Here is a 24,701-nt window from a genome sequence, read left to right on the forward strand (position 1 = left end):
GATTTTCCGCGATACGGACCGGCCATAGACTTTGAGTGAGGAGAAAAATGGATGTCCCCATAGTTTTGTTGCAGAACACAAAGCTTTTTGTCCCGGTTATTCATCGCGATTCGCGTGGTTCGTTTTGCGAGGTTTATAGCAAGCGAACCTTGCGTGAGTTCGGAATCGATGTTGATTTTGTGCAGGACAATCAATCGTCTTCCCTCGAAGCTGGCACGGTCCGCGGATTACATTATCAGAGCCCACCGTTCGCGCAGGCGAAACTGGTTCGTGTCGTCCGTGGGCGCATCCATGACGTCGTCGTCGACGTACGACGTGGTTCACCCACATACGGGCAATGGCACAAAGTCGAGCTGTCGGCAGACGGAGGTGAGCAACTGTTCGTGCCCGAGGGTTTCCTTCACGGATTCATTACGCTCGAACCCGATACCTATGTGATCTATAAGGTGAGCAACTATTACTCGCGTGAACATGACGGTGCCGTGTTGTGGAACGATCCGGATCTTGCAATCGATTGGGGGATTGCGGCCACGAGCGTGCACCTGTCCGAAAAGGACGCGAGTGCTCAGTCATTCGGCGCGTTTTGCTCACCGTTCGTTTATGCGCGATAAAGGATGTGCGTCGCGGAGACGGGTGCGCGGTGCAGTCGGCGATTTGATAGCGGGGGAAAAACGTGAAGGTACTCGTCACAGGGGGGGCAGGTTTCATCGGGTCGGCGGTGGTCAGGCGGGCCATCGCCGAGGGCTTATCGATCGTCAACGTCGACAAGCTGACATACGCAGCCAACCTCGATAACCTGCGCGCGGTGGTCGGCAATCCGGCCTACGCCTTCGTGCACGCGGACATTTGCGATGCGCCGGCGATGCGGCGGGTTTTTGCCGAGCACCAGCCGGACGCGGTGATGCACTTGGCGGCGGAATCCCACGTCGACCGGTCGATCGATGCGCCCGCTGCCTTTGTCGAGGCGAATGTCGTTGGTACAACCGTGCTGCTCGAGGCCGCGTCCGCCTATCTCAGCGCCGCGTCGGAGGCAGTCCGCCAGCGGTTTCGTTTCCACCATATCTCGACGGACGAGGTGTTCGGCTCCCTGAGCACCGAGGGCAGCTTCAGCGAAGATAGTCCCTACAAGCCGAATTCGCCGTATTCGGCGAGCAAGGCCGCGTCCGATATGTTCGTGCGCGCCTGGGGCGAGACCTACGGGCTGCCGATCGTTATCTCCAACTGTTCCAATAATTACGGACCCTACCAGTTTCCGGAAAAGCTCATTCCGGTGGTCATTCTCAACGCCATCGCCGGCAAGCCCATTCCGGTCTACGGCACCGGGGCGAACGTACGCGACTGGCTTTACGTGGATGATCACGCCGAAGCTCTGCTGCTGATCGTTCGAGAAGGCGACATCGGTGAGACATACAATGTCGGTGGCCATACCGAGACGAGTAACCTGACGCTCGTGCGCACGCTGTGCGGAATCCTCGACGACTTGTTGTCGGAAAGCCAGCACCGGCCCCATGCCGACCTCATCCAGTTCGTTACCGATCGCCCAGGCCACGACCTCCGCTATGCCATCGACGCGACAAAACTCCAGCGCAATCTCGGTTGGGTTCCATCGGTGACGCTGGCGGAGGGACTGCGCCGCACGGTTGCATGGTACCTGGATAATGCCTGGTGGTGGCAAGCCATCCGCGATCGTGGCTTTGCCGGCGAGCGTCTCGGTCTGCGGCGGAGCGCCTGAGATGCTGACGATCATGCAGTTCGGCGCGACCGGGCAGGTCGGACGCGAACTCATCACGCGCGCCGCTGGCGCCGGTGTGGGCCTGCGCGCTTTGTCGCGTGCCGAGGCCGACCTTAGCGATGCCCAGGCGTGCGCGGCTGCGATCGAGCACGCCGGCAGAATCGATGCGGTGATCAACGCTGCGGCCTACACCGCCGTCGATCAGGCGGAAACGGACGAGGCGGTGGCGTATCGAATCAACGCCGAGGCGCCGGGCGCGATGGCGCGGGCGTGCGCCGATCGCGGCATCCCCTTTTTGCACGTCTCGACCGACTATGTCTTCGATGGCGCCCTTGGGCGCGCCTATCGCGAGAGCGATCCGTCCGCTCCTCTTGGCGCCTATGGCCGCAGCAAGCTGGCCGGTGAGGCCGCCGTTCTTGCCGCCGGAGGGTCGGCGATCATCCTGCGCACCTCGTGGGTCTTCTCGCCATTCGGTAAGAACTTTGTACGCACGATGTTGCGGCTGGCGGCCGAGCGCGAGGAAATCGCCGTCGTCGATGACCAGTTCGGTGGCCCGACTGCGGCCGGGGATATCGCCGATGCGTTATTGGCGATGGCGATCGCCTGTGCGTTGGGATGCAGCGAGCGGGGCGTATTTCACTTCGCCGGCGCTCCGCTCACGACCTGGTGCGGCTTTGCTGAGGCAATCTTCGCTGCGGCCCTGCCAGCAGGGCATCGGCCACATGTGCGGCCTATCCGCACGTGTGACTATCCGACGCCGGCGGTGCGCCCGGTCAATTCGGCACTCGACTGTCGGCGGATCGCCGCGGTTTATGGACTGCAGCAGCCGTCCTGGCGAACGTCGCTCGCCGACGTTGTCACCCGCCTTCGTGCTGCAGAGACGCGGATGGCCACGGAGTCAGCACATGCGTAGGGGGATCATTCTCGCCGGTGGTGCGGGGACCCGGCTGCACCCGTTGACGCTGGCGCTCTCCAAGCAGCTCCTGCCGGTGTATGACAAGCCGATGCTCTATTATCCGCTGTCGGTGCTGATGCTGGCCGGCCTGCGGCAGATCCTGATCATCACAACGCCGCACGACATGCCGGCATTTCAACGGCTGCTCGGTAGCGGCGCGCAATGGGGCATTGCCCTGTCCTACGTCGTTCAGCCGAGCCCGGACGGGCTCGCCCAGGCGTTCATCCTCGGCGAAGACTTTCTCGACGGTGCGCCTTCGGCAATGATCCTCGGCGATAACATTTTCTACGGCCATGGCCTCGTTGCGCAGTTGAAGGCGGCGAACGAATACACCGAGGGAGCCACCGTATTCGGCTATCACGTCTCCGATCCCGCCCGTTACGGGATCGTCGCCTTTGATGCGCACGGCCAGGTGGTCTCGATCGAGGAGAAACCCGCCCAGCCGCAATCAAACTATGCCGTGACCGGGCTTTATTTCTACGACGCCAGCGCCAGCGCCATCGCCCGGACACTGCGCCCCTCGGCGCGAGGTGAGCTTGAGATCACCGGCTTGAATCAGGTTTATCTTGAGCGCGGGGCGCTGCGGGTCGAACTGCTCGGACGCGGTTACGCCTGGCTCGATACCGGTACCCACGATTCCCTGTTGCAGGCGGGGGAGTTCGTTCAGACGCTCGAAGAACGGCAGGGTCTGAAGATCGGCTGTCCGGAAGAAATCGCCTTCGCCAACGGCTGGATCGATCGCCAGTCGCTGCTGCAGGCGGCACGACGTTTCGGCAAGTCGTCCTACGGTGATTACCTGCAGCGTATTGCCGATGAATCCCGCCAGAGAGAAACGACCGAAGTCGCAGCCCTATAATCGCGCGTCAGCAAGGCCGGGTCGACGTCGGGGGGGCGTCGCTTCCGCTGATCGCAGAGGATTGCCGCGGTAAGGCGCCGTTCTTGCAAGAAGCCGGTGTGAGTAGGGCCTGCACCGGGCTTTGCTCGCTATCAGCCATAGTCCGGTTATCGCGTGCATGGGCGATCCCAACCTTACCATTCTGATCATCGAAGAGAACGCAGTCCGCGCCGCCATCCTCGAAGAAGGAATGCGCGATGCCGGCTATTGCCATATCCAGCGTATCGCTGACATGGCAAATCTTTTGAACAAGATTTGTGCAGTTGATCCGGATGTCATTGTCATCGGCCTGGAGAATCCCAGTCGCGATACCTTGGAACAGATGTTCCAGGTCTCGCGCAGTGTTCGTCGACCGATCGCGATGTTCGTTGACATTTCCGATACCGCGACGATTGAGGCGGCCGTTGATGCCGGCGTGAGTGCTTACGTCGTCGACGGCCTGAAAAAGGAGCGGGTGCGCCCAATCCTGGATGTAACGATCAGCCGCTTTCACGTCTTCCGGCGCCTGCAGGAGGAACTGGTTCAAGCGCGCGAAGCGCTCGAAGCACGCAAGATGATCGAGCGGGCGAAGGGAATTTTGATGAAACAGCAAAATCTCGGGGAGCAGGAGGCCTACAGCCTGATGCGACGAACCGCCATGAGCCAAAAACGCAAGCTCTACGACATCGCGCAAAGCGTTGTGACCGCAGCGCAGATGTTCGGGCAGTCCTGAGCGGTGCATTGGTGATGTCCGATACCACCGTTTCCGATCACACCTGCGGTCCCTTGAGCTTGGACGAACGCTCGCTGCCGACGATCACGCTCGGCTTCATTCCGCTTACCGATTGTGCGGTGCTTGCCGTGGCCAGCGAATTGGGCTTCGCCCACCGCCAAGGAATCGTGCTGCGCCTGAGCCGCGAGGTGTCGTGGGCCAATATTCGCGACAAGGTCGCGTTCGGTCTCCTCGACGGCGCGCAGATGCTGGCAGGCATGCCGATCGCGGCCACGCTCGGCATCAATCAGCTGCGCATGCCGATGCTCGCCCCGTTCTGCCTCAGCCGTAACGGCAATGCGATTACAGTCTCGTCCGGGCTTTATCGGGAAATGGCCCTTGCAGGTGGCCTGCGTGGCAATGATGCGCCGTGCGTCGTGGGTCATGCGTTGCGCGCCGTCATCGATGAACACCGAACTCAGGGTCGACCGCCGCTGACCTTCGGTATGGTCTATCCGTTTTCCTGCCACAATTATGAGTTGCGGTATTGGATGGCTGCCTGCGGCATCGATCCCGATATCGATGTTCGCTTGGCGGTCATTCCGCCGCCGCTGATGGTTGACAGCCTGCGCGATGGCTATGTCGACGGATTTTGCGTCGGCGAGCCGTGGAACAGCCTCGCCGTCGAAGCTGGCCTCGGTCAGATCATCGTCAGCAAGGCCGAGATCTGGCGACATGGCGTCGAGAAGATGTTGTGTGTGCCCTATGCCCTGGCGGTGGAAAAGCCGGACATCCTTGCGGCGCTGATCCGGGCTCTGGACGAGGCGGCGGCGTGGGCGGACGATCCTGCGCATCGATCCGAGCTTGTGGAACTGCTGGCGATGCCTGCCTATCTCAACGCGCCGGCGGCGATTATCGAACGCGCGCTGAACGGCGCGATGGTGCCGGCGCGCCCACTTGCCGCCCGGTCCGTCCCCGATTTTCTCGTTCTGCACCGCGAGGGGGCCAACCGGCCACCTGTGGATCAGGCACTGTGGCTCTATAGCCAGATGGTGCGCTGGCAACAGTCCGCCTGCCACCGTGGTGACGCGCAACTGGTGCGGCAAATTTTTCGCCCCGACGTCTACGAAGCGGCGCTGCGCGGAGGGGCATGGCAGGCGCCGGCGCCCGGGCAGGACTGGGACGTACCGGAAAGTGCGACGGCTTTCGATCCGACTTCGTCCAGTGTTCCGCATCTTGATCCCGGCCAGATTGACATCGCCGCGGCGGTTGCTGCGATCGCAGTGGCAGACGGGGCATCGGACTGAGCGCGGGGCGTCCATTGCGCCGGTTCCTCTGCAAAAAGATCGGGCGGACCTCAATTTTTGGGCTCAATGCGCACAACTTTTAATCAAATGCGATCTTAGGCACTGCCCGGGCTCGGTGTGCAAGGCTTTGAGTTGGTGAGATAAGCGCCTTCGAGCGTTTGTGGCGCACGTTTTGCATTATCCTTTATGGCACCAACGCTGCTGCCATTGATTGCGCCTCAGAGAAGGCGCGCGACGCAAAGCCGCTGTCGCTCCCAACGATTGGGGACGCGCGGCTTTTTTGTTGGCCAAACGGCCGTGGGCGCAAACGCAAAGACGTCGTGCGCACCAGCGGCAGCGATGGAAAGGAGACGTGGTGACGATGCTATCCGATTGTGTGCCCTTCGCTTTACGTCAGGACCACAAGCGACGGCCCGCCAAAGCATGGCAAGCTGCTATCGGTGGCTGCGTTCTCGCCGTCGGCTGCCTCGCAGGGACACTGTCGGCAGTGGCGAAGCCGCTCGCCGTCGAAAAAGAAGAAATCAAACTCGGTTTCATCAAGCTCACCGACATGGCGCCGCTGGCCATCGCCTACGAAAAGCATTTTTTCGAGGACGAGGGCCTTTACGTTACGCTCGAGCCGCAGGCGAATTGGAAAATCCTCCTCGATCGGGTGATTACCGGCGAGCTGGACGGGGCGCACATGCTCGCGGGGCAACCGCTGGGCGCGACCATTGGCTTCGGCACCCAGGCGCACATCATCACCGCCTACAGCATGGATCTGAACGGCAACGGCATCACCGTTTCCGATGAAGTGTGGAAGATGATGGAACCGGGCTTGCCGAAAGCGGCGGACGGCAAGCCGCAGCATCCGATCGACGCCAAGTATCTCAAGCCGGTGATCGACAAGTTCAAGGCCGACGGTCGCGCCTTCAACATGGGCATGGTCTTCCCGGTCTCGACCCACAACTATGAATTGCGTTACTGGCTGGCGGCGGGAGGGATCAATCCCGGCTTCTATTCCCCGCAGAACATCAGCGGTCAGATCCAGGCCGACGCGTTCTTGTCGGTCACGCCGCCACCGCAGATGCCGGCGACGTTGGAAGCGGGCACCATCTCCGGTTACTGCGTCGGCGAGCCGTGGAACCAGCAGGCCGTGTTCAAAAGCATCGGCGTGCCGGTAATCACCGATTACGAGATCTGGAAGAACAACCCGGAGAAAGTCTTAGGCGTTACCGCCGAGTGGGCCGAGAAGTATCCGAACACGCTGCTTGCCATGACCAAGGCCCTCATTCGCGCTGGTCAATGGCTGGATGCGGGTGGAAACGCCAATCGCAAGGAAGCGGCGAAGATTCTCGCCAAGTCGGAGTACGTCGGTGCCGATGTCGAGGTCATCGCCAACTCGATGACCGGCACATTCGAATATGAAAAGGGCGACAAGCGCGCCGTTCCAGACTTCAATGTTTTTTACCGATACTTCGCTACCTATCCGTATTATTCGGACGCTGTCTGGTATCTTTCGCAGATGCGCCGTTGGGGGCAGATCGCCGAGGGCAAGCCCGATTCCTGGTATCAGGACGTCGCCAAGAAGGTTTATCGGCCGGACATCTACCTGAAGGCGGCGCGCCTGCTGGTCGACGAAGGCAAGGCCAAGGAAGCCGATTTTCCCTGGGATAGCGACGGCTATCGCGCGACGACCGCGGCGTTCATCGACGGCGTTTCCTACGATGGCCACAAGCCGAACGATTACCTGTCCAAGCTGAGCATCGGCCTGAAAGGCGATCAGCGCGTTGACGGCACGCGGATCGTCGGTGCGAACACCAACTGACGCCGGCCCCGGACGTTTGCGACATTCTTGAACACAATACTTATGGAAGCGCGATGAATACTGTTACCGACGCCTTGAAATCGCCGATCGGGAAATCTCCGGTCGGCGCCGACACCGGCCACCCCGATGGCCATGGCGCCAAGCGCGCTCCCGTTCGCAACGGTGGGCGCCAGCGGATAAAATCCGCGATCGACCGCGCGTCCGGCTACCTCGACATCCTCGGGCTCGCCTGGGTGGCGCCGATCGCGCGCTTGTCGACCGGCGAGAACCCGCGCGAACAGCTCAAGCAGATCTGGCGTCTTTTGGGCGTACCGCTCGCGGCGATCGTCATCTTCCTTGTCCTGTGGGGATGGATCGCGCCGACGGTGCAGACTAGCCTCGGCGCCATTCCCGGCCCGGCACAGGTGTGGTCGGAGGCGCGGGCTCTCTACGCCGACCACGTCGCCGAGAAGGCCAAGGCGGCGGCGTTCTACGAGCGGCAGGAGCAGCGCAATGCCGAGCGCCTCGCCGAGGATGCCGGCGCGAGCGTGAAGATCCGCAAGTACACCGGAAAGCCGACGTACATCGATCAGATCGTCACTAGCCTGATCACGGTCTTCACCGGCTTCGTCTTCGCCACCCTCATCGCGGTGCCGTTGGGAATCCTCTGCGGCCTCTCGCCGTTGGTCAACGCCGCGCTCAACCCGTTGATCCAGGTGTTCAAGCCGGTCTCGCCGCTGGCGTGGCTGCCAATCGTAACCATGGTCGTCAGCGCCGTTTATGCCGGCTCCGATCAGATGTTCGAGAAGTCGTTCCTGAATTCGGCGATCACGGTCACCCTGTGCTCGTTGTGGCCGACGCTGATCAACACCGCCGTCGGCGTGGCCTCGATCGACAAGGACCTGATGAACGTCGGCCGCGTCCTGCAGCTGCGCTGGTGGACGAAGGTGCGCAAGCTCGTGCTGCCGTCGGCGCTGCCATACATCTTCACCGGCCTGAGGCTGTCGCTCGGCGTCGGCTGGATGGTGCTGATCGCGGCCGAGATGCTGGCGCAGAACCCCGGCCTCGGCAAGTTCGTCTGGGACGAGTTCCAGAACGGCTCATCGGCCTCGCTCGCCCGCATTATGGTCGCGGTCTTCACCATCGGCATCATCGGCTTCCTGCTCGACCGGGTCATGCTGGCGATGCAGGCCGCCGTTACCCACAGCGCGACGCGCTAGGCGAGGGGAGGTCTTGTCAATGGCGTTCCTCGAACTTCGTGGCCTGAGCAAGTCGTATGGGACCGGCGCTTCGCGCATCGACGTGCTGAACGACATCGACCTTGCGATCGACCGGGGTGAGTTCCTTGCCATCGTGGGCTTTTCCGGCTCTGGCAAGACGACACTGGTCTCGGCGATCGCTGGCCTAATCGCGCCCGATGCCGGGCAGATTCTTGTCGAGGGCAAGCCGGTCACCGGTCCCGGACCCGACCGCGGGGTCGTCTTCCAGAACTACTCGCTGATGCCGTGGCTGAGTGTCTACGGCAACGTCGCGCTTGCCGTCGATACCGTCTTCGCGCGCTGGCCCAAGGATCGCCGCGACGCGCATATCCGTAAGTATATCGGCATGGTCGGACTGTCTCACGCCATCGACCGGCGCCCGGCCGAGCTGTCGGGCGGCATGCGCCAGAGGGTAGCGGTCGCCCGTGCGCTGGCCATGGGTCCGGAGATCCTTTTGCTCGACGAGCCGCTGTCCGCCCTTGACGCGCTCACCCGCGCCAAGCTGCAGGATGAGATCGAGGGCATCTGGGAGCGCGAGCGCAAGACCGTCGTGCTGATCACCAACGACGTCGACGAGGCCATCCTGCTCGCCGACCGGATCATCCCGCTCAATCCCGGCCCGCGGGCAACCTTGGGGCCGACCTTCCAGGTGCCGCTGGAGCGTCCACGCGACCGCACGGCGATGAACCATTCCCAAGCCTATAAGAGCTTGCGCAAGCAGATCACCGAATACCTGATGTCCGCCGGGGGCGGTCACGGGGCCAAGCACGATGAAACGCTCAAGGCCCCGAGCGTGGTGCCGATCACCGTCGGCGGTCCGCCGCCGAAGGCCTATCGCGAGCGCGCCGGTAGTCCGATCCATGCGCGCTACGTCGAGTTTCACAAGGTCGCCAAGGTCTTTCCGACACCGAAGGGGCCGCTGACCGTGGTCGAGGACTTCACTCTCGCCATGCGCAAGGGTGAGTTCGTCTCGCTGATCGGCCATTCTGGTTGCGGCAAATCCACCGTCCTGTCGATGGCGGCGGGCCTGAGCGAGGTCAGCGGCGGCGGCATCGTACTCGACGGCCGTGAGATCGATGCCGCGGGACCCGACCGCGGCGTCGTCTTCCAGGCACCCAGCCTGTTTCCCTGGCTCACCGCGGGACAAAACGTCGCGCTCGGCGTCGATCGCGTCTATCCCCACGTCGACCGGGCGGAACGCGAGGACATCGTTGCTTACTACCTCGATCGTGTCGGCCTCGGCGATTCCATGACCAAGCGCGCGTCCGAGCTTTCGAACGGCATGAAGCAACGGGTCGGCATCGCCCGCGCGTTCGCCCTGTCGCCGAAGCTCCTTTTGCTCGACGAGCCGTTCGGCATGCTCGATTCACTCACCCGCTGGGAGCTGCAGGACGTGCTGATGGAGGTGTGGTCGCGCACCCAGGTTACCGCCGTGTGCGTGACCCACGACGTCGACGAAGCGATCTTGCTGGCCGACCGGGTGGTGATGATGACCAACGGTCCGAACGCGCGGATCGGCAGCATCATGGAGGTCGACATTCCCCGGCCGCGGACGCGGAGCGCGCTCCTCGAGCACCCGGACTACTACCGGTACCGGGAGGCGCTGCTGACCTTCCTCGAGGAATACGAAACCGCGGCTCCCGCAGCCGGCGCCGGCAAGGCCGCCGCCAAGTCGCGAAAGGCGGCCTGAGCCATGGGAGCACAGAGTGTCCGGGCTTTCGGCGGCGAACAGGGCGGCGGCGTGAGCGCAGACCCGCCTTTGACGCCGGCGAACCCCGCCGTGCCGGATCTGCCGAAACAGCCGTTCATCCGCGCAACCGAAATCTGGGTGCCGAGCGGCAATGGCCGACAGCTCGAACTCGCCTCGGGACTGTACGGCCCGCTCGCCCAGTTCGAAGCGGTCAGCAGGCAGACCCGTTTCGATCACAACGAGGGCCTTCCGGGCAAGGCGTGGGCCGCGGGCTACCCGATCGTGCTGAAGGATCTGACCCACTCGTACTTCAAGCGCGGCGCGGCGGCGAGCGCCGTAGGGCTGACCTGCGCGCTCGCGGTGCCGATCTTCGCCGGCGAGATCTTGAACGCCGTGATCGTGCTGTTCTGCGGGGATGACCGAGAGCACGTCGGCGCGATCGAACTGTGGCATTCGCCGCCGGACTCGGCGGAGATGGGACTGGTCGACGGTTACTACGGCACCGCCGAAGTGTTCGAATGGCAGTCTCGCCACGTCAAGTTCACGCGCGGCTCCGGCTTGCCTGGCCAGGTCTGGGACACCGGGATGCCGGCGATCATGGAAGATCTCGGCCGGTCGCGGCGCTTCCTTCGCTGGGAGGATGCAAGGCGGACCGGCATTAATCGCGGAGTGGGGATTCCCTGCGGCCGTGATGGCGCAGGGTCGTGGGTCCTGACCTTCCTGTCCGCACTCGGCACGCCGATCGCGCGAAGATTCGAAGCCTGGGTGCCGGACACCGAGCGCGGCGTGCTGATGTTCTACGGCGGCTATTGCGAGCATGGCGCCGATCTCGCGGCGACGTACGCCGGTGCCAGCGTGCCGCGAGGCGCCGGCACCCTGGGTCTCGTCTGGTGCAGCGGACGGCCGGCCATCGCCACCGATCTGTCCGGCGAGCCGGACATCATCGGCGCGTCGACCGGTGCCGCAGGACTGACAACCATGGTCTGCCTGCCGGTGTTCGCCGAGGGGGCGCCGAGGGCGCTCGTCGCCTGGTACCTCTAGGAGCACAAGACAGCCGCGTCCGGCCGCAGACCCAGGACCCAGCGGTTTTGCAAGGGGAACGAGGAAGGTGGAGCGATTAGTTGTCATCGGTAACGGTATGGCCGGACTGCGGTTCGTCGAGGAACTGGTACTCCGCCACGCCGGCCGCTTCGCGATCACCGTTATCGGCAAGGAGAGAGAGCCCGCCTACAACCGCGTGCTGCTGTCCTCTCTGCTCGCGGGCGAGGTCACGGACGCGGACATCCGCATGCGCGAGCGGACGTGGTACGACGAGAACGCGGTCGATCTGGTCACCGGCGACGCGGTGATCGCGCTTGATGCCGGCACCCGCCGGCTCCGGCTTGAAAGTGGTCGTGAGCTCGGCTTCGAGCACGCCGTGCTGGCGACCGGATCGCAGCCGATCCGCCCGCCGATCGAGGGCAGTGATCTTCCGGGCGTCGTCACCTTCCGGGATCTCGCGGATATCGCGGCGATGCGTGCGGCTGGTCCCGGCGCCCGGGTCGTCGTCGTCGGCGGTGGGTTGCTCGGGATCGAGGCGGCTTACGGCCTCGCCCGCGCCGGGATGAAGGTGAGCCTGCTGCACCTGACCGACCGGCTGATGGAACGCCAGCTCGATGGCCGCGCGGCCGAGCTGCTGGCGGACGCCATCGAAGCCAAGGGCATCGCCGTCGTCCTGAAGGCCGAGACCGCGCGCATCGCCGGGGACGGCCGAGTTGAAGTGGTGACGCTGAAAGACGGCCGGGAGTTTGCGGCCGATATGGTCGTTTTCGCCATCGGTATCCGCCCGGAGACGGCGCTCGCGCGCATGGCCGGCCTCGCCTGCAACCGCGGGATCGTCGTCGACGACGGGCTGGCAACCTCGCTACCGGGGGCCTACGCCATCGGCGAATGTGCCGAGCATCGCGGGCAGGTCTACGGCCTGGTCGAGCCGGCCTACACTCAGGCCCGCGGCCTCGCCGAACGGCTGTGTGGCTGTGGCACGCGTTTCGAAGGCGCCGTGCTTGCCACCAATCTGAAGGTTTCCGGCGTTCACGTCTTTTCCGCCGGCGAGTTCCTCGGCGGCGCCGGCGCCGAGGACATCGTCTTCTGCGATCCCGGCCTGCAGACCTACAAGAAACTCGTCATCCGTCGCGATGAGGGCGAACAGCGTCTCGTCGGCGCGGTTCTGTTCGGCGATACCGCGGACGGGCTCTGGTACCTCGATCTCATCCGCAAGGGAACGCCGATCGCCAGCATGCGCGGCGATTTGATTTTCGGGCGTCAATTCATCGACGCCGCATGAGGAAGACCATGACGACAAGCCAGGACTTTTCGCCGGAACAAAAGCGCTACCTGGAAGGATTCGTGAGCGGCGTGCAGACGGCCCGCGCCGCGCGCGGACTGAAGCCTTTCGGCGGCCAGAACGGCAACGGCTCTGCCGCCGGCGCACCCGCGGCACTGCTCTCGGCCAGGGCCGGGGAAGGGGTAGGAAGCGAGTCGTCCGGTCCGGACGACCCTCATCACCGCGCCCGGAACCGCTTCGTCGCCGAGGGCAAGAAGCTCGTCGCCGAGGAGACGGCGAAGCGCGACGAGCATCCGTTCGATATGTACGCGCGGATGAAGCGCGCGGCGCGCGAGGGCGTGTTTCCCAAGGGCGTCGATGTCTTTCGCTGGAAGTTTCATGGCCTGTTCTACGTTGCGCCGGCTCAGGATTCGTTCATGTGCCGGCTGCGTATCCCTAACGGCATTCTTGCCGCTTGGCAGTTTCGCGGCGTCGCCGACCTCGCGGAGCGCTGTGGCGGCGGATTTGCCGACGTCACCACCCGGGCGAACCTGCAGATCCGCGAGATTCCGGCAAGCCAGGGGATCGCCGTCATCGAAACCCTGCAGGGGCTGGGCCTGACGTCGAAGGGTACGGGCGCGGACAACATCCGCAACGTCACCGGCAGTCCGCTCGCCGGTATCGATCCCGATGAGCTCCTCGATACCCGCCCGCTCGCCCGTGAGTGGCACAACCACATCCTCAACGATCGTGCCCTCTACGGGCTGCCGCGCAAGTTCAACGTCGCGTTCGACGGCGGCGGCCGGCTCGCCGTGCTGGAGGAGACCAACGACATCGGTTTTCAAGCGGTCGAAATCCGCGATGGCGCCGACGGTGTGGCGGCGGGTCTCTCGCCCGGGGTCTGGTGCCGTCTCGTCCTCGGCGGAATTACCGGGCATGGCGATCTTGCCCGCGACGTGGGTGTGGTGTTGCGAGCCGAAGAGTGCTCCGAGGTCGCCGATGCGATTGTGCGCGTGTTCATCGATCACGGCGATCGCACCAACCGCAACAAGGCGCGGCTGAAATACCTACTCGACGCCTGGGGCTTTGAGAGGTTCATGGCCGAGGTCGAGACGCGGCTCGCCCGCACCCTTGTCCGTGTGCCGCTCGAGTGCTGTGCGCCGCGCCGTCCGGTCGATCGTCTCGCCCACGTTGGTGCGCATGGACAGAAGCAGGCGGGCCTCGCCTACCTCGGCGTCGTCCTGCCGGTTGGCCGGATGACTGCGGCGCAGATGCGCGGGCTCGCTGAGGTTGCCGAGCGCTACGGTGACGGCGATCTTCGCCTGACCGTCTGGCAGAACCTGCTGATCTCGGGGATCGCCGAGGCACGATTGGCCGAGGCCGAGGCGGCGATCGAGGCCGTCGGGCTCGATTGGCGGGCCTCGAATATCCGCGCCGGGCTCGTCGCCTGCACCGGCAACGCCGGCTGCCGATTTTCCGCCTCCGATACCAAGCAGCACGCCCGCGATATCGCCGATCATCTCGACGGCCGCCTGACGGTCGATACGCCGCTCAACATTCACCTGACCGGTTGCCACCACTCGTGCGCCCAGCACTACATCGGCGATATCGGCCTGCTCGGCGCCCGGGTCGCGACCGATCCTGAAGGCGAGGAGACGATCGAGGGCTATCACGTCTATCTCGGCGGCGGCTATGCCCAGGATGCCTCGATCGGCCGCGAGGTCCGCCGCGACGTTCCGGCCGAAGAGGTGCCGGCGTTGATCGAGCGGTTGTTGCGCTTCTATCTCGCCCAGCGCGAGGGGCCGGAGGAGACCTTCAAGCATTTCACCGAACGCCTCGATATCGCTCGTCTCCAGGCATTGGCAGAGGAGAAGGTGGCATGATGTGGTCGCCGATACTTCCCGAGAATGCGCCGTTCACCCCGGAACAGCGCGCGTGGCTGAACGGCTTTTTCGCCGGGCTGCTGAGCTACGACGGCGCTGGCGATGCGCCGGCGGCGATCCAGGGCGCGCCGGCCGGCGAAAGCGCAATCGGGGCCGATCCGCCCGCCGACGGCGACGATGGCGAAGCGCCCTGGCATGACCAGACGATGGCGATGGCCGAGCGGATGACCCTCGCCGAGGGCCGGCCACTGCGCCGGCGGATGATGGCGGCGATGGCGCAGCAGGACTGCGGCCAGTGCGGCTATACCTGCGAGGACTATTCCAACGCCCTCTACCTGCGCGCGGAGTCCCGGTTGAACCTGTGCGTGCCGGGGGGCAAGGAGACTTCACGGGCGCTAAAGGCGCTCTATGCTGAAATGGTCGATCCGTCGGCATCGGCGTCGGCGCTGGGCGGCGCGGCCAAGGTGGCAGCGCCGGCGGCGCAGCCGGGCCGGTCGCGCGAAGCTCCGGTGATGGCGACATTTCTCGGTGCTCGGCTGCTCAACAAGGGGGGATCGGAAAAGGAAACGCGGCACGTCGAGTTCGACCTCGACGGCCTGGGACTGGACTACAAGCCGGGAGACAGTTTTGGTGTCGTGCCGAGCAATGATCCGGAACTGGTGGCGGCGCTCGTCGCGCGCCTCGGTGTCGATCCCGCCAGCGAGGCCGGCGACGGCAACGGCCACAGCCGCCGCCTCGATATTGCCCTGAGCCAGGATGTCGCGCTCGCGCCGGCACCGGACGCGCTGTTCGAGCTGCTGGCGACCTTGGCGACGGACGCAGACGAGCAGGCAAAGCTGCTGGCGATGGCACAAGGCGAGGACCCCGACGGCGACCTTGAAGTGCTTGACGTGCTCGCGGCCCTGGAAAAGTTTCCAGTGCTCACGCCGACCCCGCGGGCGCTGCTCGCCGCGCTCGATCCGTTGCAACCGCGGCTCTATTCGATCTCCTCGAGTCCGACGGCGACGCCCGGCAAGCTGCACCTGACGGTCGATATCGTCCGCTGGCGCTCCGGCGAGCGCGAGCGCAAGGGCGTGGCGTCGACCTTTCTCGCCGAGCGGATCGCGCCGGGTGAGCGCCTGCCGGTCTACGTGCAGGCCTCCCACGGCTTCGCCTTGCCGGCTGATCCGGCAGCGCCGATCATTATGGTCGGTCCCGGCACCGGCGTTGCTCCCTTCCGCTCGTTCCTGCACGAGCGCCGGGCGGTCGGGGCGACCGGCCGATCGTGGCTGTTCTTCGGCCACCAGCGCCGCGCGTGCGATTTCTTTTACGAAGATGAGTTCACCGAACTCGCGGCGGCGGGCACGCTGACGCGGCTGACGACGGCGTTCTCGCGCGATCAGGCGCAGAAGGTCTACGTCCAGGACCGGATGATCGAAAACGGTGGCGAACTGTTTCGCTGGCTGCAGGACGGGGCATATTTCTACGTCTGCGGCGATGCCAAGCGCATGGCAGCGGACGTCGAGCGCGCGTTGCATCAGGTACTCGCCACCCACGGCGCGATGGACGCGGACGGCGCCAAGGCCTACGTCGCCGATCTGATCAAGTCGAACCGATACCTCAAGGACGTCTATTGATGCCCGATGCGGTCTCGTCCGCGGTGCGGACGACCTGCCCCTACTGCGGCGTCGGCTGCGGGGTCGTGCCGGCCGCGGACGGCGCCGGCGGCTGGCAAGCGCGAGGTGATACCGAACATCCAGCGAACTTCGGCCGGCTCTGTTCGAAAGGCTCGGCGTTGGGCGAAACCCTCGGACTCGACGGCCGGCTCTTGCATCCGATGATCGAGGATCGGCAGGTGAGCTGGGACGAGGCGCTTGCGGCCGTCGCCGCCGGCTTTTCCCGGGTCATCGACCGGCATGGCCCGGATGCCGTCGCCTTTTACGTATCCGGCCAGCTCTTGAGCGAGGACTACTACGTCGCCAATAAGCTGATGAAGGGCTTTATCGGCTCGGCCAACATCGATACGAACTCGCGACTATGCATGGCGTCCTCGGTGGCCGGCCACAAGCGTGCTTTCGGCGCGGACGTGGTGCCCGGCTGCTACGCGGACCTCGACGCCGCCGATCTGATCGTGCTCGTCGGCTCCAACGCCGCCTGGTGCCACCCGGTGCTGTTCCAGCGGATGGTGCGCAACCGCGCGAGCCGCGGCGCGCGGATTGTCAACATCGATCCCCGGCGCACGGCGACGGGCGAGGAGGCGGACCTGCAGCTCTCGCTTCGCGGCGGTGGCGATGCGATCTTGTTCAGTGGGCTGCTCGTCGATCTGGCGCGGCGCGGGCGGATCAATAAGTCCTATGTCGATGCGCACACCGAAGGGTTCGCCGAGGCACTGGCGACGGCGCGTGCGCTCGCCCCGGACGCGGCTGCGACGGCACGCGCCTGCGGACTGGCGATCGTGGACGTGGAGCGCTTTTTCGCTTGGTTCGCCGAAACCGAGCGGGTCGTTACCTGTTATTCACAGGGCGTCAACCAGTCGGCGGGGGGAACCGACAAGGTCAATGCCATTATCAACTGCCACCTCGCCACTGGCCGGATCGGCCGTGAGGGTGCGGGGCCGTTATCGCTCACCGGTCAGCCGAATGCCATGGGTGGCCGTGAGGTAGGCGGTCTCGCCAACCAGCTCGCCGCCCACATGGGGTTCGATCCAGCCTCGATCGACCGGGTGCGCCGCTTTTGGCGGGCACCGCGCATGGCCGTCGCCGAGGGCTTCAAGGCGGTCGAGATGTTCGATGCCGTCGCCGACGGACGCATCAAGGCCCTGTGGGTGATCGCCACCAACCCGGTGGTGAGCCTGCCGCGCGCCGATCGGGTGCGCGCCGGGCTCGAACGCCTCGAAATGTTCGTCGTCTCGGACAATGTCGCGCGCGCCGATACGGTCGTGCGGGCGCCGATCCGCCTGCCGGCGTGCAGTTGGGGCGAGAAAGACGGCACCGTTACCAACTCGGAGCGCCGAATCAGCCGGCAGCGCGCCTTCCTGCCCGCACCCGGCGAGGCCAAGCCCGACTGGTGGATCGTCTGCGAGGTCGCCAAGCGCCTGGGTCATGCACACGCGTTCGACTTCCCGTCGACGGCGGAGATCTTCGCCGAACACGCGGCGCTCTCCGCCTTCGAGAACGCGGGAAGCCGTGCCTTCGATCTGGGGGCGCTGGCGGACCTGTCACCCGCTGAGTATGACGGCCTTTTTCCAGTTCAATGGCCGGTGCGGCGGAACCTGACCGCGGCCGAGCCGTCGCGGTTCTTCGCCACCGGTGGGTTTTTCACTACGAGCGGCAAGGGGCGTTTTGTCGGCGTTGGCGCGCCGGCGGAGGTGGGGGAGGCTGGGACCACGACCACCGACAGCGCCTTTCCGCTACGCCTGAATACCGGTCGCATTCGTGATCAATGGCACACGATGACCCGGTCCGGCAAAAGCCCGCGCCTCGCCCAGCACCTGTGCGAGCCGTACGTCGAGATCAGCACCGACGATGCCAGCCGCTTGTGCCTGAGCGAGGGCCGTCTCGCCCGCGTCCGCTCCGCCCACGGCGAGGCCGTCCTTCGTATCGTCGTCAGCGAGGGGCAGCGGCCCGGCACCATTTTCGTTCCGATCCACTGGAGTGATGAGAATTCCAGCAGCGGGAGGATCGGCGCTGTGGTCCATGGGACCACCGATCCAATCTCCGGCCAGCCAGACAGCAAAGCAACGCCGTGCCGGATCGAGCCGTGCGAGTTCGCCTTCTCCGGCTATGTCCTCGCCCGCCAGCAGATCTCGATGCCCGCGCCGTTCTGGGTGCAAATCCGCCTCGGGGCCGGCTGGCTCTATAAGGTCGCCTTCGATGCCGAGCCACGGCCATCCTGGCCCGAGTGGACGGCGCGCCTGTTTTCCGCCGAACCTGCGCATCTGCTGACGCTCTCGGATCCGCAAAACGCCAGTTACCGCGCTGCCTACCTGCGCAACGGCGATCTTATCGGCTGCCTGTTCGTCGCGGCGCGCGCACCGTTGCCGGCCTGGGACTGGCTTGCCGGCCTGCTGGGTCAGTCCGCCCTGGATGACGTGAGCCGACGGGCGCTTCTCGCCGGACGGACCACCTCGGGCGCCGTCGATCAGGGACCGCTGGTCTGCGCCTGTTTCGCGGTCGGACGCAATCAGATCGCCAGCGCGGTCGCCGTCGATGGCTGCTCGTCGGTGGATGCGATCGGCGCCGTGCTGCGCGCCGGGACCAACTGCGGGTCCTGCATTCCCGAGTTACGCAAAATCATCGCCAGCGAGGGTGTCTGCGATGCCGCATGATCTCGATGACAGCCGGATCGGCCCGCTGGAGTTGCTGCCGGTGTTTTTCCGCCTGCACGATCGCACGGTGATCGTCGCTGGCGACCGCGATTGCCTCATCTGGAAAACGGACGTGCTGTTGGCGGCGGGCGCACGGGTGATCTTGGCAACGACAGCGCTGGCAACGGACGACCTGCGCGCGACTGTCCAGCGTACGTCGGGCCAGTTGACCGTTCGCTCACGCGCGTGGTGCGCCCAAGACCTTGGCGGCGGTGTGGCGCTTGCCATTGGCGCCTTTGCGTTTGAGACGGACGCGCTCGCGTTCAGCGATGCGGCGCGCGGCCAAGGGATACCCGTCTGTCTCGTCGATCGGCCGCAGCTCAGCGATGTCTGCTTCGGCTCGATCGTCGCGCGCGGACCGCTCACGGTCGCCATTTCGACCGGCGGTTCCGCGCCCATCGTCGCCCAGGCTGTGCGACGCCGCATCGAAGCCCTGCTGCCGTTGCGTATCGGCGACTGGCTGCTCGCGGCGAAGGCGCTACGCGCCGCACCCGCGTTCGCCGCGCGCGCTCACGTCGTCCGGCGCCGGTTCTGGGAGTCGTTCGCCGAGCGACTGTTCGATTGCGGCGAGCGCGCCCCAAACGCGGCCGACCTCGCGATTGACCTCGGTGAACGCGTTCCTGCATCCGCCAGCCTTACGGTGATGGACGACGCCGGCGGTTCGCCCGACGATCTCACCTTGCGCGCCGTCCGCGCCCTGCAGTGCGCCGATGTCATCCTTTACGACCGGGCCGTCCCTCCCGCCATCCTGCGGCTCGCGCGGCGTGACGTCATGCGCATGCCCGCCGACGCGGCTGCCGGCGAGAGCGCCGGCCCGGACATCGGCCCGTGCGAACCATTGACTGTCGCGCGTGCCATCCGCGCCGCGGTGGCCGCGGGCAAGCGGGTGGTTCGCGTCTGGTCGTCTGCCACGCCGATGGCCCAGCGGCGGGCCGAACTTGCCGGCGTCGGACGGCAGGACGTGCGAACGATCGGCCTGCCGTCTGCCGCGCGCACGATCCGTCTCGGCCAAAATGCTGCGGCGGCGCGAAATGGCGCCTTTGGCGGCAGCCAGCCGGTTCAGCGCGCACGCCAAGGGGTTGCGCGCAAGCGCGCTGCCGGCAAGTAGCGGCGGCGTCGGGTGAGCACCAGCGATACCGTCGAGCCCGAGCGCGCCCTGCGACAAGGGCTGCTGGAGCTGATCGCATCACGGCGATCCGTGGCGCCGAAACGCCTGCGCCTCCCGGGGCCGAGCGATGGTGAAATCATCCAGATGATCGCCGCCGCGCTGACCGCGCCCGATCATGGTGCGCTGCGACCGTGGCGCTTCATCCATGTCACGGACACGGCGCGCGCGTCGCTTGCCGAGGTGTTCGTTGAAGCGAAGCGACGGCGCCTGCCCGCGGCCGGCCCCGAAGTCCTTGATCGCGAGCGCGAGAAGGCGCTGAACGGGCCGTGCCTGCTTGTCGCCTGTGCGCGCCTGACACCCGACGCTGCCGGCATTCCCGTGCATGAGCAGCTTGTGTCGGTCGGCGCGGCTGTGCAGAACCTGCTGCTGGCGGCTCATGCCCTTGGATATGGTGCCATGCTCGTCAGCGGTGAGAAGGCGCGGGACGATCTGGTGCGCGCGGCGTTCGATCTGCGAGCGGACGAGATCCTGATTGGCTTCATTGCCATCGGCGCGATCGGCTCACCCCGGCCCGGCAGGCCGCGGGCGAGCGTCGAAGAGCATCTGTCGCGCTGGACCGGCCCGAGCGCTGCGAAGGCGCCGGAGGCCTGAGTGATCCCAGAAGATCCCGGTGATGCCAGCAGCGCCGTGGCCGCCGTAGACGAGGTCACGGCGGCGGTTATTCTCGCCGGCGGCCGCGGCACGCGGTTCGGCGGCGTCGATAAGGGGCTTGTGCTCCTCGCGGGTCGTCCCCTGATCGCCCATGTCGCTGGGCGTATCCGCGGGCAGGTGGCCCGGCTGTTCATCAACGTCAACCGCCCGGATGCCGCGTATCGTCGATTTGGCGCCATCCTATGTCCCGACGCGCCACGCGCGAGGCCGGCAACCGGTCCCCTGGTTGGCCTGGTCAGCGCTTTCGCAATGATCGATGCCGAAACGGGAGAGCCGCCGTACATTCTCAGCGTGCCCGTCGATACGCCGTTCCTGCCGTCTGACCTCGCCATGCGACTGGCGAGCGCGGCGAAGAAAACCGGAGCACCGGCGGCGTTTGCTACGAGCGGTGGCCGCGATCACCCGACAATCGCCGCATGGGATCGACGGGCTCGGCGCGCTGTTCGCCGCATGCTCGACGAACAGCCTGAGATCAGCCTTCGCGCGATCATGGTGCATCTGGGCGCGGTGCCCGTTGCCTATGCCGATGATCCCATCGATCCGTTTTACAACATCAACACACCCGCCGACCTTGATGCCGCAACGTTGGCGATTCATCAAGGGAACGAAAACGCCGATCCGCGGCAACCGCCCGACGCCGTTTAATCAGCGTCGTCGGCTGCGGCATCCGCCGGTTTGTTCATCCACAGGTACGCCGGAAGGCCGGTTATCGCCGTGCCGCCAGCGACCAACACCTGCTCAGTGACAGTAATCGGTATCTCGCCGGTGATGCTTAAATCACCATCGCGGAAGCCACGTGCTGAAAGACGAGGCTCGGCGGTTGCACTGACCGGCAACGCGCCGTGTCGCAGCGATCAAGAAATCGCATCCATAAGTAGAAATATTATAGTGAAAACGGCCAGAAAACGAGTACGCCCAGTCCGGTTGCGGCAATCAACAGGGGAACGAAGAACTGGGACGTCATTTCCTTCAGAAGCTTGTTCTGAATCATGATTGGTCCTCCTCGCAGAAGCATTGACTTGCATACGCTTGCACGTCAACCGCATTCGCTAATGCCACATATACCTGCGCTCAGTCAATTTAGCAGTGATATAAATCACAGAAGTTCAACCGAAGTAAACGCAGGTGTCATGGAAGAATAAGCAAGACTCGTGCCGAAACGTTCGCGCATGCAAAATGCGCGGGGATGCTGCGTTTAACGTGCATCGTGCAATCCTTGCGGGTGGCCGACGATCGCAAATGTCAGTCGATCGGCGTCGAGTAGCTCACGGGCAAGCGCGTCGACATCGGAACGAACGACATCGTTGATCAAGTGTTCCCGGCGATTGAGGTAATCGATGCCGAGATTTTCGATCTGGATCGAAACCAGCAACGCGGCCAACCGGCCACTTCCGGCGAATCGCAAGGGAAATGATCCGGTCAGATAGGCTTTCGCGTCCGCGAGCTCGCTGTCGCTCACGCCGTCGTGTGCGATCCGAGCCCACACTCGGCGAATCACCGCCACCGTTTCGCCGGCGCTCTTGTTGGCGGTACCGGCACCGCCGAGGATCAGTGCCGAGTGATCAAGCGGCGCGAGGCCGGTGTAGACCGAATAGGCGAGCCCGCGCTTTTCGCGTACTTCGTCGAACAGACGTGAGGTGAGGCCGCTTCCGCCGAGGATCTGGTTCAGGACGTTCAGCGCGTAAAAGCGCGCGTCGTCGCGTCGCAGGCCCGCCTGTGCGAAGGCGATCGCGCTCTGGGGGACGTTCATGTCGACGACCGCAATGCGCCCGTCGGCATTGGCCGCGACATCGGCGACGCTGCCCGGCGCGGCGTGGGGCGCCAGCCCGGCGAAGGTCGAGATGAGAACGCCCCTGAGTTGCTCCGGCGTGATGTCGCCGACGACACCGACGACGAGACGATCACGGGCAAGTCGTTCGGCGACGAACTGCCGCAGGTCGGCGACGGTGATGCGCTCAAGGCTTTCGGCCGTGCCCCCTGGCGGGCGGCCGTAAGGGTGATGGGGATAGAGCATTGACCAGAGCGTCCGAGCGGCCACGGCGTTCGGGTCTTCGGCCTCCTGACGCAGTGCCGCCTGCAGCTGGTTGCGGATGCGTGCGACCGGCTCGGCGTCAAACCGCGGCTGCGTCAGCGCCAGGCGCAGCAGGTCGAAGGCGATTTCGCGGTGCTGCGTCAACGTCTGCACCGTGCCGGCGAACGTATCCTGGCCGGCATCGAAGCCCAGGCGGATGCCCTGGTCTTCCAGGCGCTGCTGAAATGCGTCGCTTTCGAGGTCGCCGGCGCCCTCATCGAGCAATCCCGCCACCATCGTCGCGCGACCGGACTGGTCGGCAGGATCGCGCGAGGCACCGGCATCGCGAAAGGCGATGCGCATGGCGATGATCGGATTGGCATGGTCTTCGACCAGCCAGGCTTCGATGCCGTCGCCGTCGATTTTCTCGATCTGCACGGCGAACGCCGGCACGGGCGAAAGCAGGACGGCAAGGGCGAGAACACCGGCGCCGCACAGCAACCGGCGCCAGAGCACCACGACCGGTCCGGAGGGTTGCATCAGCGAATCCCCGAGTTCACGGGCGCATTGATCGGCGTGGACGAAGCCGCCGGCGCTGGGTGGTTCATGGCGTCGTCCTCGGTGCCTGCGGGAGCGCTCAGGCGGGCGATGACACTCGGGCGGCCGAACACGGCGCGGGCGGCGTCATCGACCTCGGCGGGCGTCACGGCGGCAATCCGCTCCGGCCAGTCCTCGACGTCGTTGATCGAACGGCCGACGGCCAACGCCTGCCCGAGGACGCGGGACGCGGTCGTGTATGAATCACGGGCGAAGACGACGTCGATCAGCATGTGCTGCCGTGAGCGCTCGACGTCGTCGACCGGCACGCCGGTCGCAACGACGGCGCCGACGATCTCTCGGATCGCGCTCTCAAGCTGATCCAGGGAAACGCCCGGACGGGGACTGGCGGCAATATCGAAGGTCGAAGGTCCCCGGCGCAGCGGATCATACCAGGCGGACGCGGAGATGGCGACGGGTCGCTCGACGACCAGCTTGCGATAAAGCTGGCTTGTCGCGCCGCCGCCGAGCGCGTCGGCCAGCACCTGCAACGCGTAGGTATCCGCTGTGGCGCTGGTGCCGTAGCTGGCGGCCGGCCAGCTCAGGGTAAGGAGCGGCTGGCGCACCCGCGGGTCCTGAAGTTCGACGATCCGCTCGGCCCGCTGTGCAGGCTCGGTGATCATCGGGCGCTGGGGCGTCTGCCCCTTCGGTACGGCGCCATAGGTGCGGCGCGCCAGCGCCTCGACCTCGTCACGGGTCACGTCGCCGGAGATCACGACGACAGCGTTGTTCGGCGTATACCACCGTTGGTAGAAATCAATCACGTCAGCGGTGGTGAGCGCGGCGATTTCGTGCTCCCAGCCGATGATCGGTTTCCGGTAAGGGTGGTTGAGGAAGCGCACGGCCTGCGCCTCCTCGCCGAGGATCGCACCCGGATCGTTGTCGATACGCTGGCGTCGTTCCTCGAGCACCACCCGCTTTTCCGGCTCGACCTGCGCGTCGTTCAAGGTGAGATTGCGCATCCGGTCGGCTTCCATGCGCATGACCAGCTCGAGCCGATCCTTGGCGATGTTCTGGAAGTAGGCGGTAAAGTCCTGAGAGGTGAAGGCGTTTTCCTGCCCGCCGTTGCGCGTGACCGCGGCGGAGAATTCGCCTTGGGGGACGTCCGGCGTTCCCTTGAACATCAGGTGTTCGAGCAGGTGGGCGAGACCGGACCGCCCGGGCTCTTCGTCCGCGGAGCCGACCAGGTACCAAGCCATGTGGCTGACGACTGGTACGCGCGGATCGGAGATGACGACGACGCGGAGGCCGTTGTCGAGCGTGAACGCTTGCGGATCGAACACGCGCGCCGCAGCCGTGCCCGCGGTAACGCCGATAGCGGCGATGCTCACGACGGCGATCAGCGCGCGCCAGCCGCGACGGCGACGCGTACGGCTCGCCGTCGTTCTCGGAAATACCATGAACTGTCCTTTGTCGGCTCCCGCCCCGG

General features: G+C 65.2%; 20 protein-coding genes. 17 read left to right on the plus strand and 3 right to left on the minus strand.

Going from position 1 to position 24,701, the window contains the following annotated elements:
• Positions 1-47: 47 nt before the first annotated feature.
• The 17 genes from rfbC to mobA all read left to right on the plus strand — a co-directional run bounded on the left by rfbC (position 48) and on the right by mobA (position 21,309).
• The gene (rfbC, locus tag IPK66_16335; protein MBK8176760.1) at positions 48-611 is read left to right on the plus strand and encodes a dTDP-4-dehydrorhamnose 3,5-epimerase; all 564 of its coding nucleotides are present in this window, start codon (positions 48-50) and stop codon (positions 609-611) included.
• A gap of 62 nt (positions 612-673) precedes the next feature.
• Entirely contained in the window at positions 674-1,732 is a 1,059-nt protein-coding gene (gene rfbB / locus IPK66_16340) for a dTDP-glucose 4,6-dehydratase (GenBank protein ID MBK8176761.1), read from the plus strand.
• Between the two features lies 1 nt (position 1,733).
• Positions 1,734-2,645, plus strand: a complete 912-nt coding sequence (gene rfbD, locus IPK66_16345; protein ID MBK8176762.1) for a dTDP-4-dehydrorhamnose reductase — start codon at positions 1,734-1,736, stop codon at positions 2,643-2,645.
• Positions 2,638-3,543, plus strand: coding sequence for a glucose-1-phosphate thymidylyltransferase RfbA (gene rfbA, locus IPK66_16350; protein MBK8176763.1), 906 nt, complete (start codon positions 2,638-2,640; stop codon positions 3,541-3,543). Before rfbD ends, rfbA begins: the two co-directional genes overlap by 8 nt.
• Before the next feature lie 157 nt (positions 3,544-3,700).
• Positions 3,701-4,294, plus strand: a complete 594-nt coding sequence (locus IPK66_16355) for an ANTAR domain-containing protein (protein ID MBK8176764.1) — start codon at positions 3,701-3,703, stop codon at positions 4,292-4,294.
• A 14-nt stretch (positions 4,295-4,308) separates the two neighbouring features.
• Positions 4,309-5,580, plus strand: coding sequence for an ABC transporter substrate-binding protein (locus IPK66_16360; protein MBK8176765.1), 1,272 nt, complete (start codon positions 4,309-4,311; stop codon positions 5,578-5,580).
• A 361-nt stretch (positions 5,581-5,941) separates the two neighbouring features.
• Complete coding sequence (locus IPK66_16365) at positions 5,942-7,387, plus strand: ABC transporter substrate-binding protein (protein MBK8176766.1); 1,446 nt, start codon at positions 5,942-5,944, stop codon at positions 7,385-7,387.
• A gap of 53 nt (positions 7,388-7,440) precedes the next feature.
• Positions 7,441-8,586 carry an ABC transporter permease gene (locus tag IPK66_16370; GenBank protein MBK8176767.1) on the plus strand — a complete coding sequence of 382 codons (1,146 nt, stop codon included), beginning with the start codon at positions 7,441-7,443 and terminating at the stop codon, positions 8,584-8,586.
• 19 nt (positions 8,587-8,605) lie between these two features.
• Positions 8,606-10,315, plus strand: coding sequence for an ATP-binding cassette domain-containing protein (locus IPK66_16375; protein ID MBK8176768.1), 1,710 nt, complete (start codon positions 8,606-8,608; stop codon positions 10,313-10,315).
• A 3-nt stretch (positions 10,316-10,318) separates the two neighbouring features.
• The gene (locus IPK66_16380) at positions 10,319-11,356 is read left to right on the plus strand and encodes a GAF domain-containing protein (GenBank protein ID MBK8176769.1); all 1,038 of its coding nucleotides are present in this window, start codon (positions 10,319-10,321) and stop codon (positions 11,354-11,356) included.
• Positions 11,357-11,453: 97 nt separating this feature from the next.
• A complete protein-coding gene (locus tag IPK66_16385) occupies positions 11,454-12,638 on the plus strand; it encodes an NAD(P)/FAD-dependent oxidoreductase (GenBank protein MBK8176770.1) in 1,185 nt (394 codons plus the stop codon).
• Positions 12,639-12,646: 8 nt separating this feature from the next.
• Positions 12,647-14,500: a NirA family protein gene (locus IPK66_16390; GenBank protein ID MBK8176771.1), complete on the plus strand. Its 1,854-nt coding sequence runs from the start codon at positions 12,647-12,649 to the stop codon at positions 14,498-14,500.
• Complete coding sequence (locus IPK66_16395) at positions 14,497-16,116, plus strand: sulfite reductase subunit alpha (GenBank protein ID MBK8176772.1); 1,620 nt, start codon at positions 14,497-14,499, stop codon at positions 16,114-16,116. The genes IPK66_16390 and IPK66_16395 overlap by 4 nt, the downstream gene beginning before the upstream one ends.
• On the plus strand, positions 16,116-18,806 hold the full coding sequence (locus IPK66_16400) for a molybdopterin-dependent oxidoreductase (GenBank protein MBK8176773.1): 2,691 nt from the start codon (positions 16,116-16,118) through the stop codon (positions 18,804-18,806). Before IPK66_16395 ends, IPK66_16400 begins: the two co-directional genes overlap by 1 nt.
• Positions 18,796-19,953: a hypothetical protein gene (locus IPK66_16405; GenBank protein ID MBK8176774.1), complete on the plus strand. Its 1,158-nt coding sequence runs from the start codon at positions 18,796-18,798 to the stop codon at positions 19,951-19,953. The genes IPK66_16400 and IPK66_16405 overlap by 11 nt, the downstream gene beginning before the upstream one ends.
• Positions 19,954-19,965: 12 nt before the next feature.
• Positions 19,966-20,604 carry a nitroreductase gene (locus tag IPK66_16410; protein MBK8176775.1) on the plus strand — a complete coding sequence of 213 codons (639 nt, stop codon included), beginning with the start codon at positions 19,966-19,968 and terminating at the stop codon, positions 20,602-20,604.
• Positions 20,605-21,309, plus strand: a complete 705-nt coding sequence (gene mobA, locus IPK66_16415) for a molybdenum cofactor guanylyltransferase (protein MBK8176776.1) — start codon at positions 20,605-20,607, stop codon at positions 21,307-21,309.
• Here mobA and IPK66_16420 read toward each other — a convergent pair.
• The 3 genes from IPK66_16420 to IPK66_16430 form a co-directional block, all read right to left on the minus strand.
• On the minus strand, positions 21,306-21,500 hold the full coding sequence (locus tag IPK66_16420; GenBank protein MBK8176777.1) for a hypothetical protein: 195 nt from the start codon (positions 21,498-21,500) through the stop codon (positions 21,306-21,308). The genes mobA and IPK66_16420 overlap by 4 nt on opposite strands.
• 359 nt (positions 21,501-21,859) lie before the next feature.
• Entirely contained in the window at positions 21,860-23,215 is a 1,356-nt protein-coding gene (locus IPK66_16425; GenBank protein MBK8176778.1) for an insulinase family protein, read from the minus strand.
• Positions 23,215-24,672, minus strand: a complete 1,458-nt coding sequence (locus IPK66_16430; protein MBK8176779.1) for an insulinase family protein — start codon at positions 24,670-24,672, stop codon at positions 23,215-23,217. The genes IPK66_16425 and IPK66_16430 overlap by 1 nt, the downstream gene beginning before the upstream one ends.
• Between the last annotated feature and the right edge of the window lie 29 nt (positions 24,673-24,701).

The sequence above is a fragment of the Rhodospirillales bacterium genome (assembly GCA_016712595.1).
GTDB lineage: Bacteria > Pseudomonadota > Alphaproteobacteria > Rhodospirillales > Defluviicoccaceae > Defluviicoccus.

Excerpts from the sequence above, each read along its gene's own strand:
- rfbA (MBK8176763.1), top strand. The coding sequence starts at position 2,638 with ATGCGTAGGGGGATCATTCTCGCCGGTGGTGCGGGGACCCGGCTGCAC.
- IPK66_16405 (MBK8176774.1), top strand. The coding sequence starts at position 18,796 with ATGCCGCATGATCTCGATGACAGCCGGATCGGCCCGCTGGAGTTGCTG.
- rfbD (MBK8176762.1), top strand. The coding sequence starts at position 1,734 with ATGCTGACGATCATGCAGTTCGGCGCGACCGGGCAGGTCGGACGCGAA.
- IPK66_16390 (MBK8176771.1), top strand. The coding sequence starts at position 12,647 with ATGACGACAAGCCAGGACTTTTCGCCGGAACAAAAGCGCTACCTGGAA.
- IPK66_16360 (MBK8176765.1), top strand. The coding sequence starts at position 4,309 with ATGTCCGATACCACCGTTTCCGATCACACCTGCGGTCCCTTGAGCTTG.
- IPK66_16430 (MBK8176779.1), bottom strand. The coding sequence starts at position 24,672 with ATGGTATTTCCGAGAACGACGGCGAGCCGTACGCGTCGCCGTCGCGGC.
- IPK66_16375 (MBK8176768.1), top strand. The coding sequence starts at position 8,606 with ATGGCGTTCCTCGAACTTCGTGGCCTGAGCAAGTCGTATGGGACCGGC.
- IPK66_16365 (MBK8176766.1), top strand. The coding sequence starts at position 5,942 with ATGCTATCCGATTGTGTGCCCTTCGCTTTACGTCAGGACCACAAGCGA.
- IPK66_16380 (MBK8176769.1), top strand. The coding sequence starts at position 10,319 with ATGGGAGCACAGAGTGTCCGGGCTTTCGGCGGCGAACAGGGCGGCGGC.
- IPK66_16400 (MBK8176773.1), top strand. The coding sequence starts at position 16,116 with ATGCCCGATGCGGTCTCGTCCGCGGTGCGGACGACCTGCCCCTACTGC.
- IPK66_16385 (MBK8176770.1), top strand. The coding sequence starts at position 11,454 with ATGGCCGGACTGCGGTTCGTCGAGGAACTGGTACTCCGCCACGCCGGC.
- IPK66_16355 (MBK8176764.1), top strand. The coding sequence starts at position 3,701 with ATGGGCGATCCCAACCTTACCATTCTGATCATCGAAGAGAACGCAGTC.
- IPK66_16370 (MBK8176767.1), top strand. The coding sequence starts at position 7,441 with ATGAATACTGTTACCGACGCCTTGAAATCGCCGATCGGGAAATCTCCG.
- rfbC (MBK8176760.1), top strand. The coding sequence starts at position 48 with ATGGATGTCCCCATAGTTTTGTTGCAGAACACAAAGCTTTTTGTCCCG.
- IPK66_16395 (MBK8176772.1), top strand. The coding sequence starts at position 14,497 with ATGATGTGGTCGCCGATACTTCCCGAGAATGCGCCGTTCACCCCGGAA.
- IPK66_16425 (MBK8176778.1), bottom strand. The coding sequence starts at position 23,215 with ATGCAACCCTCCGGACCGGTCGTGGTGCTCTGGCGCCGGTTGCTGTGC.